This is a genomic window from Planomonospora sp. ID67723, assembly GCF_015711605.1.
In the GTDB taxonomy this organism is placed as follows: Bacteria; Actinomycetota; Actinomycetes; order Streptosporangiales; family Streptosporangiaceae; genus Planomonospora_A.
Window position 1 is genome coordinate 1,762,571 of sequence record NZ_JABTEZ010000001.1, and the last position, 16,689, is coordinate 1,779,259.

General features: G+C 71.3%; 18 protein-coding genes. 12 read left to right on the forward strand and 6 right to left on the reverse strand.

All coding sequences use genetic code 11. The features are described 5' to 3' along the window. The first annotated feature begins 2 nt into the window (after positions 1-2). The gene (locus HS041_RS08505) at positions 3-362 is read left to right on the forward strand and encodes a hypothetical protein (RefSeq protein WP_196439924.1); all 360 of its coding nucleotides are present in this window, start codon (positions 3-5) and stop codon (positions 360-362) included. Positions 363-514: 152 nt separating this feature from the next. Continuing rightward, the gene (locus HS041_RS08510; RefSeq protein ID WP_196439925.1) at positions 515-712 is read left to right on the forward strand and encodes a hypothetical protein; all 198 of its coding nucleotides are present in this window, start codon (positions 515-517) and stop codon (positions 710-712) included. Positions 713-801: 89 nt separating this feature from the next. Here HS041_RS08510 and HS041_RS08515 read toward each other — a convergent pair whose 3' ends face one another. Then, positions 802-3,702, reverse strand: coding sequence for an AfsR/SARP family transcriptional regulator (locus HS041_RS08515; protein ID WP_196439926.1), 2,901 nt, complete (start codon positions 3,700-3,702; stop codon positions 802-804). Between the two features lie 278 nt (positions 3,703-3,980). On the opposite strand from HS041_RS08515, the gene tsaB reads away from it, so the two are divergent. The 3 genes from tsaB to tsaD are packed head-to-tail and all read left to right on the forward strand — an operon-like array spanning position 3,981 to position 6,182. Next, a complete protein-coding gene (gene tsaB / locus HS041_RS08520; RefSeq protein ID WP_196440832.1) occupies positions 3,981-4,673 on the forward strand; it encodes a tRNA (adenosine(37)-N6)-threonylcarbamoyltransferase complex dimerization subunit type 1 TsaB in 693 nt (230 codons plus the stop codon). Between the two features lie 53 nt (positions 4,674-4,726). Then, positions 4,727-5,158: a ribosomal protein S18-alanine N-acetyltransferase gene (rimI, locus tag HS041_RS08525; protein WP_196440833.1), complete on the forward strand. Its 432-nt coding sequence runs from the start codon at positions 4,727-4,729 to the stop codon at positions 5,156-5,158. Further along, positions 5,151-6,182 (forward strand): tRNA (adenosine(37)-N6)-threonylcarbamoyltransferase complex transferase subunit TsaD, encoded by a 1,032-nt coding sequence (gene tsaD, locus HS041_RS08530; protein WP_196439927.1) that lies wholly within the window; start codon positions 5,151-5,153, stop codon positions 6,180-6,182. The genes rimI and tsaD overlap by 8 nt, the downstream gene beginning before the upstream one ends. A gap of 35 nt (positions 6,183-6,217) precedes the next feature. On the opposite strand, the gene HS041_RS08535 is transcribed toward tsaD, so the two are convergent. After that, positions 6,218-7,288 (reverse strand): alkene reductase, encoded by a 1,071-nt coding sequence (locus tag HS041_RS08535; RefSeq protein WP_196439928.1) that lies wholly within the window; start codon positions 7,286-7,288, stop codon positions 6,218-6,220. Between the two features lie 109 nt (positions 7,289-7,397). Between HS041_RS08535 and HS041_RS08540 the strand changes: the two genes are divergently transcribed. Both HS041_RS08540 and HS041_RS08545 read left to right on the forward strand, forming a co-directional pair. After that, the gene (locus tag HS041_RS08540; RefSeq protein WP_196439929.1) at positions 7,398-7,892 is read left to right on the forward strand and encodes a MarR family winged helix-turn-helix transcriptional regulator; all 495 of its coding nucleotides are present in this window, start codon (positions 7,398-7,400) and stop codon (positions 7,890-7,892) included. A 188-nt stretch (positions 7,893-8,080) separates the two neighbouring features. After that, entirely contained in the window at positions 8,081-8,335 is a 255-nt protein-coding gene (locus HS041_RS08545) for a hypothetical protein (protein ID WP_196439930.1), read from the forward strand. 156 nt (positions 8,336-8,491) lie between these two features. Here the strand turns inward: HS041_RS08545 and HS041_RS08550 are convergent, their stop codons facing one another. The 3 genes from HS041_RS08550 to HS041_RS08560 form a co-directional block, all read right to left on the reverse strand. Then, positions 8,492-9,922 carry a coiled-coil domain-containing protein gene (locus tag HS041_RS08550; RefSeq protein ID WP_196439931.1) on the reverse strand — a complete coding sequence of 477 codons (1,431 nt, stop codon included), beginning with the start codon at positions 9,920-9,922 and terminating at the stop codon, positions 8,492-8,494. Positions 9,923-10,101: 179 nt separating this feature from the next. Further along, positions 10,102-11,277, reverse strand: a complete 1,176-nt coding sequence (locus HS041_RS08555) for a class I SAM-dependent methyltransferase (RefSeq protein ID WP_196439932.1) — start codon at positions 11,275-11,277, stop codon at positions 10,102-10,104. A gap of 72 nt (positions 11,278-11,349) precedes the next feature. Then, a complete protein-coding gene (locus HS041_RS08560; RefSeq protein ID WP_196439933.1) occupies positions 11,350-11,841 on the reverse strand; it encodes a MarR family winged helix-turn-helix transcriptional regulator in 492 nt (163 codons plus the stop codon). 110 nt (positions 11,842-11,951) lie between these two features. Between HS041_RS08560 and HS041_RS08565 the strand changes: the two genes are divergently transcribed. From HS041_RS08565 to HS041_RS08585, 5 genes are all read left to right on the forward strand, one after another. Beyond that, positions 11,952-12,797 (forward strand): NAD-dependent epimerase/dehydratase family protein, encoded by an 846-nt coding sequence (locus tag HS041_RS08565; protein ID WP_196439934.1) that lies wholly within the window; start codon positions 11,952-11,954, stop codon positions 12,795-12,797. Between the two features lie 338 nt (positions 12,798-13,135). Continuing rightward, positions 13,136-13,447, forward strand: coding sequence for a co-chaperone GroES (gene groES / locus HS041_RS08570; RefSeq protein ID WP_196439935.1), 312 nt, complete (start codon positions 13,136-13,138; stop codon positions 13,445-13,447). 93 nt (positions 13,448-13,540) lie between these two features. Then, entirely contained in the window at positions 13,541-15,163 is a 1,623-nt protein-coding gene (gene groL, locus HS041_RS08575; protein ID WP_196439936.1) for a chaperonin GroEL, read from the forward strand. Between the two features lie 325 nt (positions 15,164-15,488). Further along, the gene (locus HS041_RS08580; RefSeq protein WP_230878878.1) at positions 15,489-16,127 is read left to right on the forward strand and encodes a sigma-70 family RNA polymerase sigma factor; all 639 of its coding nucleotides are present in this window, start codon (positions 15,489-15,491) and stop codon (positions 16,125-16,127) included. Then, the gene (locus HS041_RS08585; RefSeq protein WP_196439938.1) at positions 16,124-16,327 is read left to right on the forward strand and encodes a hypothetical protein; all 204 of its coding nucleotides are present in this window, start codon (positions 16,124-16,126) and stop codon (positions 16,325-16,327) included. Before HS041_RS08580 ends, HS041_RS08585 begins: the two co-directional genes overlap by 4 nt. On the opposite strand, the gene HS041_RS08590 is transcribed toward HS041_RS08585, so the two are convergent. Beyond that, entirely contained in the window at positions 16,288-16,665 is a 378-nt protein-coding gene (locus HS041_RS08590) for a DUF5319 domain-containing protein (protein WP_196439939.1), read from the reverse strand. The two genes, HS041_RS08585 and HS041_RS08590, sit on opposite strands and share 40 nt — an antisense overlap. Positions 16,666-16,689 lie beyond the last annotated feature (24 nt).

The following is a 16,689-nucleotide window of genomic DNA, read 5'->3' on the forward strand; positions in this document are numbered from 1 at the left end:
CAATGATCAGATCGGTAGAGGAAAACCCCGCCGCGGTTCGCCGAGGGCTGTTCCTCGCGGCTGCCGGCGCGCTGGTGCTCGGCGGCGGACTCGCCGTCGTCGGCACCGCCATGTGGATCTGGGGTGTCGGACTGGCACTGCTGATCGTGGGCTCGGTCCAGGCGGTGCTGGCCGTACAGAGGGCGGGGCGGAGGGTCGAGCTTCCGGCGAAGTACGCCGGCGGGCTGGCTGCGGTGTTCATGGTTGTCATGGTCGGCGTCGTGCAGCTCGTCGGGGCCGGGCACGCGTGGGCATGGGCGGTGCCGGGAGCCGCCGTGGCGGCCGTTCTAGTGATCGCCGCCCTGCGGCAGGGACGGCGCTGACCGCACCGGAGAATCCGAGAATATGAGGAAGGCTCCTGTCTCTGGCAGGAGCCTTCCCGATTTTCCGACCGGGCGGTGCGTGAAAATAGCGAAGAAATCGGTTCTTTCTATGGTGTGTCTCGTCACTACGGAACGGGGAAAGAGGACACATCGTGCTTCGTAAGATTCAGGTGCTGCTCGCCGCCATGGCCTGCGGAGCTTCCTTCGGGGTCGCCGGGATCGACACGTCCGCCGCCGACGCCTCCGCGGCGTGCCTGCCGGAGGTCTCGAAGTGCTGGGACACGCCGCCCCACTTCCCCCTGCCGTACCCCCCCGGAGGGGGCCGCTCCGACAACGACAAGTGGATCTGACCGGGGCCCCCGCCCCGACCGAAGCCCCGGCCGGTCCGGGGCTTCTTGCGTTCCCCGCTCCATTCGGAGCCCGGAGGAGGCCGCTGGGTTCAGAGGTCGTCGAGAGCGGCCAGCGCGCGCTTCTCCCACAGCGGGGCGGTGCCGTTCCCGACGGCCAGGGCCTCTTCGAACAGCTTCCTCGCCGCGTCGCGATCACCGCTCGCGGCCAGGGCGCGGCCCAGGGAGTAGCACGCTCTGACGCACACGACCGACTCCCCCGAGTCCATGGCGAGCCGCCGGGCGTGCGCGAGGGTCTGACGGGCATCGTCGAAGCGCTTCCGCGAGATCTGCGTCTCGCCCAGGCCGCACAGGACGTACGCCTCGCCGAGGATGTCGCGGAGATGGCGCACCGGTTCCAGCGCGGCGGTGAACCGCTCCGCGGCCTGGACGGGTTCGTCGCGGCGCAGGTGCAACTCGCCCAGGCGCCACAGGGCCTGCGCCTGGCCGCGCTGGTGGCCGATCTCCCGGCAGATGTCCAGCGCCTCCCGAAGCCGGGCGTCGGCGGTCTCGAAATCCTCGCGCGCGACCGCGATCTGTGCCATGCAGCCCAGGACGTGGGCCTCCGTGGAGCGGTCCCTGGCCTGGCGCAGCCCGGGCAGCGCGGCCTCGTAGCGGAGGAGCGCCGCCTCGTGCCGGCCCGCGAAGTGGTCGACGAGGCCGAGGTTGCGCAGGGCCAGCGCGTGTCCGTAGGAGTGGCCGAGCTCGCCGAAGAGCGCGAGCGCCCTGTCGAGCGGATCGGACGACTCACTCCGGTACGGTTCCAGCCCTCCCAGGCCGTACAGCATGACCGCCTCGCCCAGCCGGTTCCCCGTACGGCGGACCGTGTCGAGGGCCGACCGGTGGGCGGCGCGCCATTCGTCGTGGTAGTTACGGGTCTCCTGGAGGACGATCCCGGCATGGGCCAGCTCCCACGCGAGTTCGCCGAGCCCGGTTCCGGCGGCCTGGGCCACGCCCGCCATCAGGGTGCGCCGCTCGCTCTCCAGCCAGTTCAGGGGGACGGCGAGCAGGTCGTCGACCGGCGTGTCCGGCGGCGACCACGCTTGCGTCGTGCCGCGGACGATGGCGAAGTCGCCGCCCCGCTCCCTGCGGTTCGCCTCGTGGGCGAGGGTCAGCAGGCACCGGAGCACCCGGGTCACCGTGTCCCTCCGGCGCTCCTCCGGCTCCTCCTCCAGCACCCGCTCCCTGGCGTAGAGCCGGACCAGGTCGTGCATGCGGTGCCGGAGCTGACCGGCCGGGTCGCGGCCCACGGTGTGGACGAGCTGCGCGTCGAGGAGATCCTCCAGGTGGTCCTGGGCTTCGGCGAGGCCGGTGCCCAGGAGCGCCGCGGCGACCCAGTCGGCGAAGTCCGGCGCGTCGAGCAGCCCCAGCAGCCGGAACAGCTCCGCCGCCGGCCGGGGCAGTCCCTGGTAGCTGAGCGAGAAGTTGGCCCGCAGCCCGACCTCGCCGTGGCTGAACTCGGCGAGTCTGCGCTGCTCGTCGTCGAGCCGGGCGGCCAGGGTCGCCGGAGTCCAGTGCGGGCGGGCGAGGAGCCGGGCGCCCGCGATCCGCAGGGCGAGCGGCAACCCGTCGCAGAGCTCGGCGATCCTGGCCGTCGCCGCGGGGTCGTCGCTCATCCGCTCCGCGCCCACGATGGTGTCCAGGAGCGTCGCGGATTCCTCCTCGGTCAGGGTGGGAAGCCGGAGCGGACGGGCGCCCTGCCGTACCACCAGGTCGGTGAGCTGGTCCCGGGTGGTGACGACGACGGCGCAGCCGGGTGCGCCCGGCAGCAGCGGGCGGACCTGCGCGGACGTGCGCGCGTTGTCCAGGAGGAACAGCACCCGCCGGTTGGCCAGGAGGCTGCGCAGCAGCGCTTCCCGGTCGTTCAGGGTCGCGGGCACCCGTTCTCCGGGGACGCCGAGCGCGCGCAGGAACCGGTCGAGGGCGGCCTCCGGAGCGAGCGGGCTGGCCTGCTCGGTGTAGCCGTGCAGGTCGATGAAGAGCTGCCCGTCGGGAAAATGCTCGGCCACCCGGTGAGCCCAGCGTATGGCCAGGCCCGTCTTGCCCACCCCGCCCATGCTGGTCACCACGATGCAGGTCGGCACCCCGGCGGCCCGGCACTCGGCGAAGATCCGGTCCATCGTGGCCAGCTCCCGCTCGCGGGCGACGAACCCGGCGATGTTGGACGGGAGCTGGGCGACGGCCACGGGAGGGCCCGGACGGGGCGGAGGGGGAGCGGGCGCGGCCGGCTCCCCCTGGAGTATCGCGTCATGGGCCGACCGGAGCTCGGGCCCGGGATCGACGCCCAGCTCCTCGGCGAGGATCGCGCGGCCCTCGCGGTAGACCTCCAGGGCCTCGGCCTGGCGGCCCGCGCTGTACAGGGCCCGCATGAGCGCGGCGCGGAGCGTCTCGCGGAACGGGTGGCAGCCGACCAGCACGGTGAGCTCGGTGATCACTTCCGAGCCGAGGCCCAGGGCCAGCTTCAGGTCGATGTACTCCTCGGTGAGAGTGAGGCGCCACTCTTCCAGCTTCGTGGCTTCGGCGGCCATCGTCTCGCTGGCGAGCCCGCTCAGCGTCTCCCCCCGCCACAGGTCCAGCGCCGCGCGCAGGTACTCGGCCGCGGTCTTGGCGTCGTCGTTCTCCCTGGCCCGGTGCCCCGCCCTGACGAGGTCTTCGGCGAGTCTCAGGTCGACCGTCACGGTGTCGGACCGCAGCTGGTACCCCGGCGGGACGGCCGCGATGAGCTCCTCGTCGGAGCCCTGCAGGGCGCGGCGCAGCTGCGTCACGCAGATCGCTATCTGGTTGCGCGCGGAGGCCGGGGGGCTCTCTCCCCACACGGCGTCGATGATCACGTCCAGGGGGACCACGCGGCCCGCGTTCAGGGCGAGCAGAGCCATGACGATGCGCTGGCGTCGCCCCGGTATCGTCACGAGCACGCGGTCCACATCGACCTCGACCGGTCCCAGAATCCGCACGTCACGACAGGCGCCCAAACGGCCTCCCCGGCTGCGATCAAGTACTGAACGAGGTTTATACATGTATGTCTAGATATTTGGCAATCAGGGGCATATAGCAAGTTTGTTGGCAGTCCGGATGTTTATCCGCTTTCTCCGGTTGTTGGTAGATATTTCATGTATTTTATGTGCTTTGGTTGTCACGGTGGCCGTGGAGCGCCCCGCGACCCGCCGGCGGTTCGGGTCTCACCGGCCTTCAGGGCGGCTCGCACCGCCCGTCGGGTCTAGGCTTGGTGACCGTGCTGGTCCTGGCCTTTGACACCGCAACCCCCGCCGTCACCGCAGCGCTGCATGACGGCGAAAGAGTCCTCGCCGAGTCGACCGCGGTGGACGCGCGCCGCCACGGCGAGCTCCTCGTGCCCACGATCGAGCGCGTCCTGGCGGAGGCCGGAGCGGCGCTCGCCGACGTCACCGCCATCGTCGCGGGTTCCGGTCCCGGCCCCTACACGGGACTGCGGGTCGGCCTGGTGACCGCCCAGGCCCTCGCCACCTCCCTGAGCGTCCCGGTGTACGGCGTGTGCACGCTCGACGCCGTCGCCTACGGAACTGGGCTCTCCGAACCGTTCCTGGTCGCCACCGACGCGCGGCGCAAGGAGGTCTTCTGGGGCCACTACGCCGACGCGCGCACCCGGCTCTCCGGGCCCGCCGTGGACAAGCCCCAGGACCTTCCCGCCGACCTGCCGCTGGCCGGCGCGGGGGCGCGGATGTACGCCGAGGTCGTCGGCGCCTCCCGCCTGCTGGACGTGCCGGAGTTCCCGTTCGCGGGCGCGCTGGCCGCGCTGGCCGTCGAGCAGCTCGCCGGGAGCGGTGCGCAGGAGGTCGCGGAGGTCGTGGCGAGCGGCACCCACCCGGTGCTGAGCCCGCCCCGTCCCATCTACCTGCGCCGCCCCGACGCCCAGGAGCCCTCGGCCCCGAAGAAGGTCTCGCAGTGAACCGGCCGCCAGGCGCCCGGACGGCCGGCCCGGCGGGCGCGACGCTGCGCCGGATGACGCCGGAGGACCTGCCCGCGGTGATGCTGATCGAGCGGGAGACCTTCCCCGCCGACGCGTGGACCGAGGGCATGCTCCGAGGCGAGCTGGACGACCAGCCCCGGACCCGGCACTACGTCGTCGCCCTGGTCGACGGGGAGATCGTGGGTTACGCCGGTCTCGCCGCGGCGGGCGACCAGGCCGACGTGCAGACCATCGCCGTCCTGGCCGCGCACCGGCGCTCCGGGATCGGCGCGGTCATGCTGACCGAGCTGCTGGCGGAGGCCGTACGGCGCGGCGCCCGTTCGGTCTTCCTCGAAGTCCGTGCCGACAACCCGCCGGCCCAGGCGATGTACGAGCGGTTCGGTTTCGAGCCCCTCGGCGTCCGCCGGCGCTACTACGAGGACGGCACCGACGCGATCACGATGAAGAAGGACCTCAATGCGTGACGAACCTCTGATCCTGGGGATCGAGACCTCCTGCGACGAGACCGGCGTGGGCATCGTCCGGGGCCACACCCTGCTGGCCAACACGATCGCGTCCAGCGTCGAGGAGCACGCCCGTTTCGGCGGGGTCGTGCCCGAGGTGGCCTCCCGGGCGCACCTGGAGGCGATGACCCCGACCGTCGAGAGGGCCCTGGAGCAGGCGGGCCTGCGCTTCGCCGACATCGACGCCGTCGCGGTGACGGCCGGCCCCGGTCTGGCCGGGGCGCTGCTGGTCGGGGTGGCCGCGGCCAAGGCCTACGCGCTCGGCCTGGGCGTGCCGCTCTACGGGGTCAACCACCTGGCCGCCCACGTCGCCGTGGACCAGCTCGAACACGGGGCCCTGCCCAAGCCGTGCATCGCCCTGCTGGTCTCGGGCGGGCACTCGTCGCTGCTGCTGGTCCCGGACGTCGCGAGGGAGGTCGTCTCGCTCGGCTCCACGGTGGACGACGCGGCGGGCGAGGCCTTCGACAAGGTGGCCCGGGTCCTCGGCCTGCCCTTCCCCGGCGGGCCGTACATCGACAGGGCCGCGCGCGACGGGTCCGGCACCGCCGTCGCCTTCCCGCGCGGCAAGCTGGACGACGGGACCCTCGACTTCTCCTTCTCCGGGCTGAAGACGGCCGTGGCGCGGTGGGTGGAGGCCCGGCAGAAGGCCGGGGAGACGATCCACGTGCCCGACGTGGCCGCCTCGTTCCAGGAGGCCGTGGTCGACGTGCTGACCCGCAAGGCCCTGGCGGCGTGCCGGCAGTACGGCGTGCAGGACCTGCTGATCGGTGGCGGGGTGGCGGCCAACTCCCGGCTGCGGGCCCTGGCCCAGGAGCGTTGCGACGCGGCCGGTGTACGGCTGCGCGTGCCCCGCCCCGGGCTCTGCACCGACAACGGCGCGATGGTCGCCGCCCTCGGCTCCGACCTCGTCGCGGCCGGGGTGACCCCGTCCCTGCTGGACATCCCGGCCGACTCCTCCATGCCCATCACCACCGTTCACGTCTGAGCGCCCCCGTCCCGGGCCGTGTCCCGGGACCCGTCTCAGGCCGGGTTCCCGGCAGGGTGCAGGGCGAGCGGCGGGTAGTCGGTGTAGCCGCGGTGGTCGCCGCCGAAGGCCGTGCTGAGGTCCGGCTCGTTGAGCGGCGCGCCGAGCCGGAGGCGGAGCGGCAGGTCGGGGTTGGCGAGGAAGTACTGGCCCAGCGAGACCAGGTCGGCGCCCCGGCTCAACCAGCGCTCGACCGCCTCGGCGGGGTGGGCCGCCGACGGGTCGTTGACGATGAGCGTGTTCGGCCACAGCTCGAGGATCCGCGCGTTGAGCTCGTCCGAGGGGCCCGTCAGCAGGTGAAGGTAGGCCAGGTCGAGCTCGGCGAGGGCGGAGACCAGTGCCGGGTAGACCTCGTGCGCGTCGTCCTCGACCAGGTCCTGGGCCCCGGTGGCGGGGGAGATCCGGATGCCGACCCGCGAGGAGCCGATCGCCTCCGTGACCGCCCGGGCGGTCTCCACGGCGAACCGGATCCGGCCCTCGGCGGACCCTCCGAAGCGGTCGTCGCGCAGGTTGGCGTTCTGCGAGAGGAACTGGTGGATGAGGTAGCCGTTCGCGCCGTGCAGCTCGACGCCGTCGAACCCGGCCTCGACGGCCCGCCTCGCGGCGTCGGCGAAGTCCTGGACGGTCGCCTCGACCTCGCCGGTGGACAGCTCCACGGGGACCGGGACGTCCTGCGGGCCGGTCGGGGTGAAGATCTGCGCCGCGGGCCGTACGGCCGAGGGGGCCAAGGGAACGTGGCCGGTGTTGTCGGGGTGGCCGATCCGGCCCGCGTGCATGAGCTGGGCGAAGATCCGTCCGCCCGCCGTGTGCACGGCGTCGGTCACCTCGCGCCAGCCCGCGACCTGCTCGTCGGTGTGCAGGCCCGGAGTGTTCATGTATCCCTTGCCGGCGTGGCTCGGCTGGATCCCCTCGGTGACGATCAGCCCGGCCGAGGCGCGCTGGGCGTAGTAGAGGGCGGTCAGCGAGGAGGGGATCCCGTCCACATAGGCGCGTGAACGCGTCATGGGCGCCATGACGAGGCGGTTGGGAAGTCGCAGGCCGTTGAGATCGAACGGGGTGAACGGCATTGGTCTCATCCTTTCTTGGGCGACCAACTTGGCCGACCAAGAATTAGTTGTACTACCTGGCCGGCCAACATGCAACAGGTAGGCTGAAGCCGGGAAAGGGAGGCCTGGCATGGCGGAGTCGGTGGTGCGCAAGGAGGCGGCGGCCTGGACGGGTGAGTGCGGGGAGGAGGGCGACGGCCTGAGTTGCCTGATGGCCCAGACCGCGCGGGGGCACCGGGTGCTGCTGGCCGGTCTGCTCGCGGAGATCGACCTCTATCCGGGCCAGGACCGCGCGCTGTCCGCGCTGTGGGAGAACGGGCCGCAGTCGCAGAACGCACTGGCCAGGATCCTCGGCATCGACGTGTCCACGATGACCAAGATGCTGCAGCGCCTGGAGCGCAGCGGGTTCGTCAGCCGGAGCCCGTCGCCGTCCAACGGGCGCATCAGCATCGTGAGCACGACCCCGGAAGGCGACGCGCTCCGCCCCGAGATCGAACGCGTCGCGGCCGAGGTCCACCGGCGGCTGACGCACGGCCTGACCCCGGAGCAGGTGGAGACGCTCTCCTCGCTGCTGAGCGTGGTCCGGGCCAACATCTGCCGGGAAGCCGGAGCCTGCGCCCTCTGAGTCTCCGGGGCTCGTCGCAGCGGGCCTGTGCCGCTCGGGCCTGCCGGGCGCGAGGGGTTGCGTCTTCCGGCGCCACGCGCGCCACCCCGGACGGGCACAGAAAAAATCTCGGCGGCGGCTGTAACAAATCCCCGCCGTCTTCACTCTTATCTGACGAACCCACCCCGAGCAGAACGGAACAGCACGCCATGAGCGACTTCGACGTCACCGCCACCGACTACGTCGACTACGACGGCGACGGCGGCACCGACGCCCAGCTCATCGACACCGACGGCGACTACGTGGCCGACGAGGAGCGCTACGACACCGACGGCGACGGCGTCACCGACGTGGTCTACCTCGACCACGACGGCGACGGCTACGTCGACGAGATCCGCGTCGACCTCAACGGCGACGGCGTCTCCGACTACACCGAGTACACCGGCCCCTTCCCCACCGCCTGACCCCGCCTGCCGCGTCCGCCACCGGGCCGGGGTCCCGCGGGACGACGGCCGTTCCGGCCCGGGCGGCGGCACCGGAGGCACCGTCGCCGACGGGTGAGAGCGCCGGATGGACCCCGCCGGGGCCCCGGTCCCGCCGGGGCGCCCCGCAGGCCGTACTCAGTCCTTGGTGCGGGTGGGACGCAGGAGGGCCTCGGCCAGGGCGAGCATGGTCTCCTCCAGGGCCGCGAGACGGCGGGTCAGGTCGGTGCGGGCGGGCTCGACGATCTCGCCGAGGGCTTCGGCCAGCTGCTCGCGGTCGGGCTGGGCGCGGAGCATGTCGGCCAGCGGGGCGAGGGCGGCCTCGGCCTGGGCGAGGCGGTCGTCCAGGGTGTCGAAGCGCCTGCTCTGGTCACCGCCCTGGGCGGAGATGAGCTCGCTGATCTGCTTGTGGACGTCGCCGATGTTGAGGGTGGCGGGGAGCTGGCTGATCCGCTGGTTGACGGCCTCGACGTGGTCGTCGACGGCTTCGAGCTGCTCGCCGGTCTTCTCCGCGCGGCAGTCCAGGGCGGACAGGCGGGAGTCGACGATGTCGATGCGGCTCGTGATGCGGCCCTCGATGTCGTCGAGGCGCTCGTCCACGGTGTCGAAACGGCCGTCCAGACGGGTGTCCACCGAGCCGAGCCGGGAGTCGACCGAGCCGAGCTGCGTGTCCACGGAACCGAGGCGGGTGTCCACGGCGCCGATCTGCGTGTCCACCGCGCCGAGCTGGGCGTTCACGGAGCCGAGCTGCGTGTCCACGGCGCTGAGGCGGGTGTCCACCGAACCGAGGCGGGCGCCCACGCCGTCCAGGTGGCTCTCGACGCCGCTCATCCGGGTGTCGATGTCGGCCAGGCAACCGTCCGCGGTCTCGATGTGGCCGTCCACCGAGGCCAGACGGGTGTCGAGCCCGATCAGGTGGCCGTCGACGCGGTCGATGCGGCTCTCGATGCCGTCGACCCGGTCGTCCATCCGGGCCACCACGTGATCGACCTTGTCGTTCACCCGCTCGACCGCGGAGAGAAGACGGTCGGCGGCGGTCTCGACGACCTCCTGCACGCTCGCGGCCATGGCGAGCAGGCCGTTCTCCACGGATTCGGCGCGCTCGGACAGGTCGGCCACCGACTTGTCCAGGCGGGTGAACCGGTTGGCCGCGGCCTCCATGCTCGCCTGGAGCTGGCCGAGGCGCTTGTCGGAGTCGCTCAGCCGGCCTCCGACGTCGGCTCCCGTGGAGCCGACGCGCTCGCCGACGGTGTCGACGTGGTCGCGGACGATCTCGACGTGCTGGGCGAGACTCTCGGCCCAGGACGGGGGACGGACGGCGATGTCGTCCAGGCGGCCGTGGACGGACTCCATCGCGCCGTTCAGTGCTCCGAGCTCGCGCTCCCTGACCTCGCGCAGCAACCACTCCATGCCTTCGAGTCGCTGCCGGATCTCGTCCAGGACGGCGCCCTGCGTGCGCTGCTCGTAGATGTGGTCCCGGGAGGCGCGGGCGAGGATCTCGCGCATCCGATCCGGGATCATGGTCTGTTCGCTCGCCTGAAGCAGGGCGGTGTGGTTGGAGTGATCCACCGAAAGCTCCTTCATACGCCGACGGTCAGCCGCGCGGTGGGGTTGGTCCGGTCTGCTGGAGAACGCGGTCGAACCGCAGGCGGGAAGAATTCCCGCCCGGCAACCCTAGCTTCTGGATCATGGTGGTCCGGGGATGAATTTAAAAGATCGTGATTGTGCGGATTGGCGTTCTTTACCGTTCAAAATGCCTGGTGAGAAGAGCAGAGGAGGGCGAATGGCCTGTCGCCGATCCGGGTGAGAACCACTGTGGCTGGTTTGTCGCCCGAGAGTCGCAGGTCTTTGCGGAGCCGCTCGACGTCGACCGCGGAGCCGCGCTTTTTGATCGTCACGTTTCCCGCGCCGCGTTCCCGGAGGGCCGCACGCAGCCGTTTCAGCGAGAACGGCATCACCTCCTGGACCTCGTACCGGGAGGCCCAGGGGGTCTCGGCGGGAGTGTCCCCGGTGATGTAGGCGATGTGCGGGTCGAGCAGGCGTCCGCCGACCAGCGCGGCGATCTCCGCGACCAGGTGGGCCCGGATCGCGGCGCCGTCCGGCTCGTAGAGGTAGCGGCCGACGGGGCCGGACCCGGCCTCGCCGAGTTCCGGGTCGGGTGTCAGGGTCGTGCCCGACGGCAGCATCGTGGCCCGCCGCTCCGTCTCGCCGGCCAGGGCGCCGGACCAGATGACGGCCTCCTTGACGTCGCCGCGGTAGGAGACCCACTCGGCCTCGGCCCCGGCGGGGATGAACTCGTACGGGATGCCGGGGGCGACCTTCAGACAGGCCGACCGCGCCCGGGCCACCATCCGGAGCACCTCGGGCCAGGCGGGGGAGTAGGACATGGGGTCGAAGACGCGGCCCCGGGCGCCTCGGCGGGCGGGGTCGGCGAACAGCACGTCGAAGGCGGCGGGGTCGACCGCTGCGGCGTCGGCCGTACGGACCCTGACGCGGTCGCCGAACCCGAGGGCGTCCGCGTTGGCCTGGGCGACCGCGGCGGTGAGCGGGTCCGCGTCCACGGCCTCCACGACGCATCCCGCCCTGGCCAGGGCCAGCAGGTCCCCGCCGATGCCGCAGCACACGTCGGCGACCCGGGAACCGGGGACGATCCGCCGGGCGCGGTGGTCGGCGACCTCGCGGCGGGTGGCCTGCTCCAGGCCGCCCGGGGTGAAGTACATCAGGGCGGCGTCGGCGCCGAACTTCTCCCGCGCGCGGTGCCTGAGCGTGGCCTGGGTGAGCGCCGCCGAGGTGAGGCCGGCGTCGAAGGTCTTCCTGAGCCGGGTCACCGCCGCCACCGGATCGTCCCCCACGGTCTCCGCCGCGGCTTCCAGAGCCGTGCGGCCGTGCGGGGTCAGCAGCCGCCGGAATGCGTCGAGGTCCACGTCGCCCGACGCTACCGGAATGCGGGCCGGCGCCCCGGCCTCCGGCCCGGGGAGCGCGTCGGCGCCCGGAGTTCAGAGACCGGTGTCGCCGAGGGAGGACAGGAGCTTGCGGAGCAGGGCCGCCAGCTGGTCCCGCTCGGCGGGGGTGAGGCCGTCGAGCAGGCGCTGCTCGTTGGCGACGTGGCCGTCGAGGAGACCGGTGGCCAGCCGGCGTCCCTCGTCGGTGAGGGTGACCAGGACGAGACGGCGGTTGTCCTCCGCGGTGGCGCGGGTGACCAGGCCCTTGGCGACGAGGCGGTCGATGCGGTTGGTGAGCGCGGCGGAGCTGACCATGGCGGCTCCGGCCAGATCGCTCATGCACAGGGTCCGGTCGGCGCGCAGCAGGGTCGCCAGCACGTCGAACTCCCACGCCTCGAGACCGTGCTCCTCGAAGTAGGCCTTGACGCCGCGCTCCAGCAGGCGGGAGGCGCGGGAGACCCGCCCGACCACGGCCATGGCCGAGACGTCCAGGCCGGGCCGTACGGAGGCCCACTGGCCCAGGATCCTGTCCACCGCATCGCTCACCCCTCCAGGATATCAAAGTTTCGGCATCGAAATGTTTGACATCTACCGGAAGGCGGGTTTAACGTTTCGCTATCGCAAGCTTTGGTGTCGAAATGTTCGAGGTGGAGACGATGAGGGTTCTCGTGCTGGGCGCGACCGGCTACATCGGCTCGGCGGTCGCCGAGCGGCTCGCGGAGCGCGGTCACCGGGTGGTGGCGCTGGTCCGGCCGAAGCCGGGTGAGGCCAGGGTCGTGCCCGGGGCCGCGGAGGTGCGCCACGGCGACGTGACCGACCCCGCCTCCCTCGCCGCGGGCGACGTGGACGTGATCGTGCACGCCTCCGCTCCGACCGGCGACGAGGCGGTGGAGCTGGCGGCGCTCGACGCGCTGCTGGCGGGCGGGGCGCGGCTGGTCTACACGAGCGGCATCTGGGTGCTCGGTGCCGGGGCCGCCGACGAGGAGAGCCCGGTGAACCCCATCCCCCTGGTCCGGTTCCGGGCGGGTGCGGAGCGGCGGGTCCTCGGCGCGGGCGGCGTCGTGGTCAGGCCCGGCATCGTGTACGGCGAAGGCGGGGGCATCCCGGCCCTGCTGGCCGCCAAGGCCGCCGAGCAGGGCCGGGGCCGCTACGTCTCCGCGGACGGCCGGGAGCCCACCTGGCCCACGGTCCACGTCGGCGACCTGGCCGACCTGTTCGCCGCCGTCGTGGAGAGGGGCGAGCCCGGCGCGATCTACCACGGCGTGGGCGAGGAAGCCGTGCCGCTGCCGGCGATCGCGAAGGCCGCGGCGGAGGCGGCGGGCCTCGGGGGCGCGGAGGCGGAGGCCTGGCCGGTGGAAGAGGCGGCGGGCGACTTCGGCCCGGCCTTCGCCGAGGCGCTCGCCCTCGGCCAGAGCGTGAGCGCGGCCCGGACCCGGAAGGCGCTCGACTGGACCCCGTCCCGCCCCGGCCTCGTCGCCGACCTCGCCGGCGGCTCGTACTGAGGTCCTCCGGCCCGGCGGTCCCGCGTTCTCCGCGCCCGGCGGGATCGCCGGATCCGTCTCGGCCGGTGAGGTCGGCGCGCTCCCGCCCGCACCCTGCGCGGGGGTGCCGGGGCGGTGGTCCGTGTGACCGTGCCGCGGCGCGCAGGGAGGGATCGGGCGTTCGCCGGGAGCGCAGCGGGGCGGTTCGTGTTGACTGTCAAGGCCTCCTTGCATACTGTTCCATTGGCACTCTCCCGGTGAGAGTGCCAAATACATGCGACGAGGCAGGTCTGACACCCGCGACGGCAGACCGCTGGTCGCCTCTTCTAGATCATTCAAATCTGAAGGGGAGGTCCGACGTGACGACCGCCACCAAGGTTCCCGTTAAGCCGCTCGGCGACCGCATCGTGGTCCAGCCGCTCGAGGCAGAGCAGACCACCGCTTCCGGTCTGGTCATCCCGGACACCGCCAAGGAGAAGCCGCAGGAGGGCAAGGTCCTCGCGGTGGGCCCCGGCAACTGGGACGAGAACGGCACCAAGCGCGTTCCGCTCGACGTCAACGAGGGCGACGTTGTCCTCTACAGCAAGTACGGCGGCACCGAGGTGAAGTACGGCGGCGAGGAGTACCTCGTGCTCTCCGCCCGTGACGTGCTCGCCATCATCGAGAAGTAATTCACGCTTCACCGAGATGACGCATCGAGCCCCGGGCCGCTGTAGCCAGCGCCCGGGGCTTTGATGCGCCGACGTACTTTAGGGAGGACTGTCATGCCGAAGATCCTGTCGTTCGAGGAGGACGCGCGCCGCGCGCTCGAGCGTGGTGTGAACGCTCTTGCGGACGCCGTCAAGGTGACCCTCGGCCCGCGGGGCCGCAACGTCGTCATCGACAAGAAGTTCGGTGCGCCGACCATCACCAACGACGGTGTGACCATCGCTCGCGAGGTCGAGCTGGAGGCGCCGTACGAGAACCTCGGCGCCCAGCTGGCCAAGGAAGTCGCGACCAAGACCAACGACATCGCCGGTGACGGCACGACCACCGCGACCGTCCTCGCCCAGGCGATGGTCCGCGAAGGTCTGCGCAACGTCGCCGCCGGTGCCCAGCCGCTCTCCCTCAAGCGCGGCATCGACCTCGCGGCCAAGGCCGTCAGCGACAAGCTGATCGAGTCCGCCCGCCCGGTCGCCGACAAGAAGGAGATCGCGAACGTCGCGACCATCTCCGCGCAGGACGCCAAGATCGGCGACCTGATCGCCGAGGCGTTCGACAAGGTGGGCAAGGACGGTGTCATCACCGTCGAGGAGTCCAACTCCATGGGCCTGGAGCTGGAGTTCACCGAGGGTCTGCAGTTCGACAAGGGTTACCTGTCGCCCTACATGGTGACCGACCAGGAGCGGATGGAAGCGGTCCTGGAGGACCCCTACATCCTGATCCACCAGGGCAAGATCTCCTCCGTCGCGGACTTCCTGCCGCTGCTGGAGAAGGTCGCCCAGACCAAGAAGGCGCTGTTCGTCATCGCCGAGGACGTCGAGGGCGAGGCTCTGGCCGTCCTGGTCACCAACAAGATCCGTGGCACCTTCACCTCCGTCGCCGTCAAGGCGCCGGGCTTCGGTGACCGCCGCAAGGCCATGCTCCAGGACATCGCCATCCTCACCGGCGGCCAGGTCGTCAGCGAGGAGATCGGCCTCAAGCTGGAGCACGTGGGCACCGAGGTGCTCGGCACGGCCCGCCGTGTCGTGATCACCAAGGACGCCACCACGATCGTGGACGGCGCCGGCGACGCCTCGGCGATCGCGGACCGGGTCAAGGAGATCAAGATTGCCATCGAGCAGTCCGACTCCGACTGGGACCGCGAGAAGCTCCAGGAGCGCCTGGCCAAGCTCTCCGGCGGCGTCTGCGTGCTGAAGGTCGGCGCGGCCACCGAGGTGGAGCTCAAGGAGAAGAAGCACCGCCTCGAGGACGCCATCTCCGCCACCCGCGCCGCGATCGAGGAGGGCATCGTCTCCGGCGGTGGCTCCGCGCTCGTGCACGTCGCCAAGGTCCTGGACAACCTGGGCCTGACCGGCGACGAGGCCACCGGTGTCTCGGTGGTCCGCAAGGCGCTCGTCGAGCCGGCTCGCTGGATCGCCGAGAACGCCGGCCTCGAGGGCTACGTCGTGACCGCCAAGGTCACCGAGCTGCCCGTCGGCCACGGCCTCAACGCCGCCTCCGGCGAGTACGGCGACCTGCTCGCCCAGGGCGTCATCGACCCGGTCAAGGTCACCCGCTCGGCCGTCCAGAACGCGGCCTCCATCGCCGGCATGCTGCTGACGACCGAGGCTCTCGTCGTGGACAAGCCCGAGGAGGAGGCCCCGGCCGCCGGCGGTCACGGCCACGGTCACGGCCACGGCCACTGAGTCGCAACGGTCCGCGCGGAGCGGCCGGGTCCCCTCCCGGCGCTCCGCGCGGTCTCCGGCCCGGTCCGGTACGACCCGCCCCTCGAAGAAGGGCGGGTCGTTTTGTTTTGCGGTAAACCAAAAGGGGCTGCTAAGCGTCACCGCCACCATACGGAAGTGAGAACCGACTTATAACAAATAGCCGACATATATGTTGATCACATGAAATATCGGGGCGTATTAAAAGCCCCAGTGTCGCCATACGGTCACACTCTGCTATCTCCGTCTCAATGTGACCAATCCGTAGCCGTTCGCTATGACGACAGGCCCGACCGGTGTGGGCATCATGCCTAACGTGACCGAGGGATGCGTCGCCGACGCCAAAAGTGGGGTAAGGCTTGCGACGAGATCTGACGGGGCCTCTCACGGGGATGACCTCAGAGATCTGACGAGCCTCGCTGTTCAGGGGGATCGCACCGCGATCGAATCCCTGCTGACGCAGTTGCGCCCGATGGTGGTGCGTTATTGCCGCGCACGTCTGGGCCGGGTTTCCGGCCAGTACCACATCGCGGACGATGTGGCCCAGGAAGTATGCATCGCGGTGCTGTCCGCGCTGCCCCGCTACCGCGACATGGGACGCCCCTTCGCCTCCTTCGTCTTCGGTATCGCCTCCCACAAGGTGGCCGACGCGCTGCGCAGCTCCGTGCGCTCCGCCGTACCCACCCAGGACCTTCCGGACGGGCCCGACGAGGGCCCCGGGCCGGAGGAGACCGTCGTCCGCTACATCGAGGCCGAGCACGCGCGCCGGCTGCTCTCCAGGCTCCCCGACAATCAGCGCGAACTGCTGATGCTCAGGGTCGTGTCGGGTCTTTCCGCGGAGGAGACGGGTAATGTACTCGGCATGTCACCAGGTGCGGTTCGCGTTGCCCAGCACCGGGCCCTCGCCCGGCTACGAGCGATGGCGGAGCTGGAGTCGATAGCTTGACAGCGGTTCATCCCCGACGCCCGGCCCGGCGGTACGGACCGGAAGAGGACCCGGCCCTGGCCGAGACCGAGGCGATCCTGGGAGCCCTCTCCCGAAGGGAACCCGTCGCGGTGACCGACGAGGCCGTCCGGCTGCTCTCGGCGCTGATCGACGACGTCGATCAGCGCTGCTCCTCGGTGTCGATCACACCGTCGGCGTAGCCCTGGGCGTAGTCCCAGCTGACGTAGTCGGTCGGGTCGGGCTGGTAGGCGGGCTCGTGCACCTGCGGCTGGCCGTCGTCGATCATCTGGCGCAGGTTGCCGCGGAGCAGGTCCCAGTCGAAATAGTGCTGCTCGCCGCATTCGGGGCAGTCGAGGACCAGCCCGGAGATGCCCTGGGGCTCCAGCAAGGAGCGGAAGATCTCCACGTCGGCGAGGTCGGTCACGGCCTCGTCGCGCTCAGCCGCCGTCAGCGGCTCGGGGTCGTCGGGCTCGCCCAGCGCCGCGGCGGGGTCGTCGGGGTCGTTCGCGAACGGGTCGCGAGGGCCGTCTTCCAGCACGATCCCACTTTATGGCCTCGATGC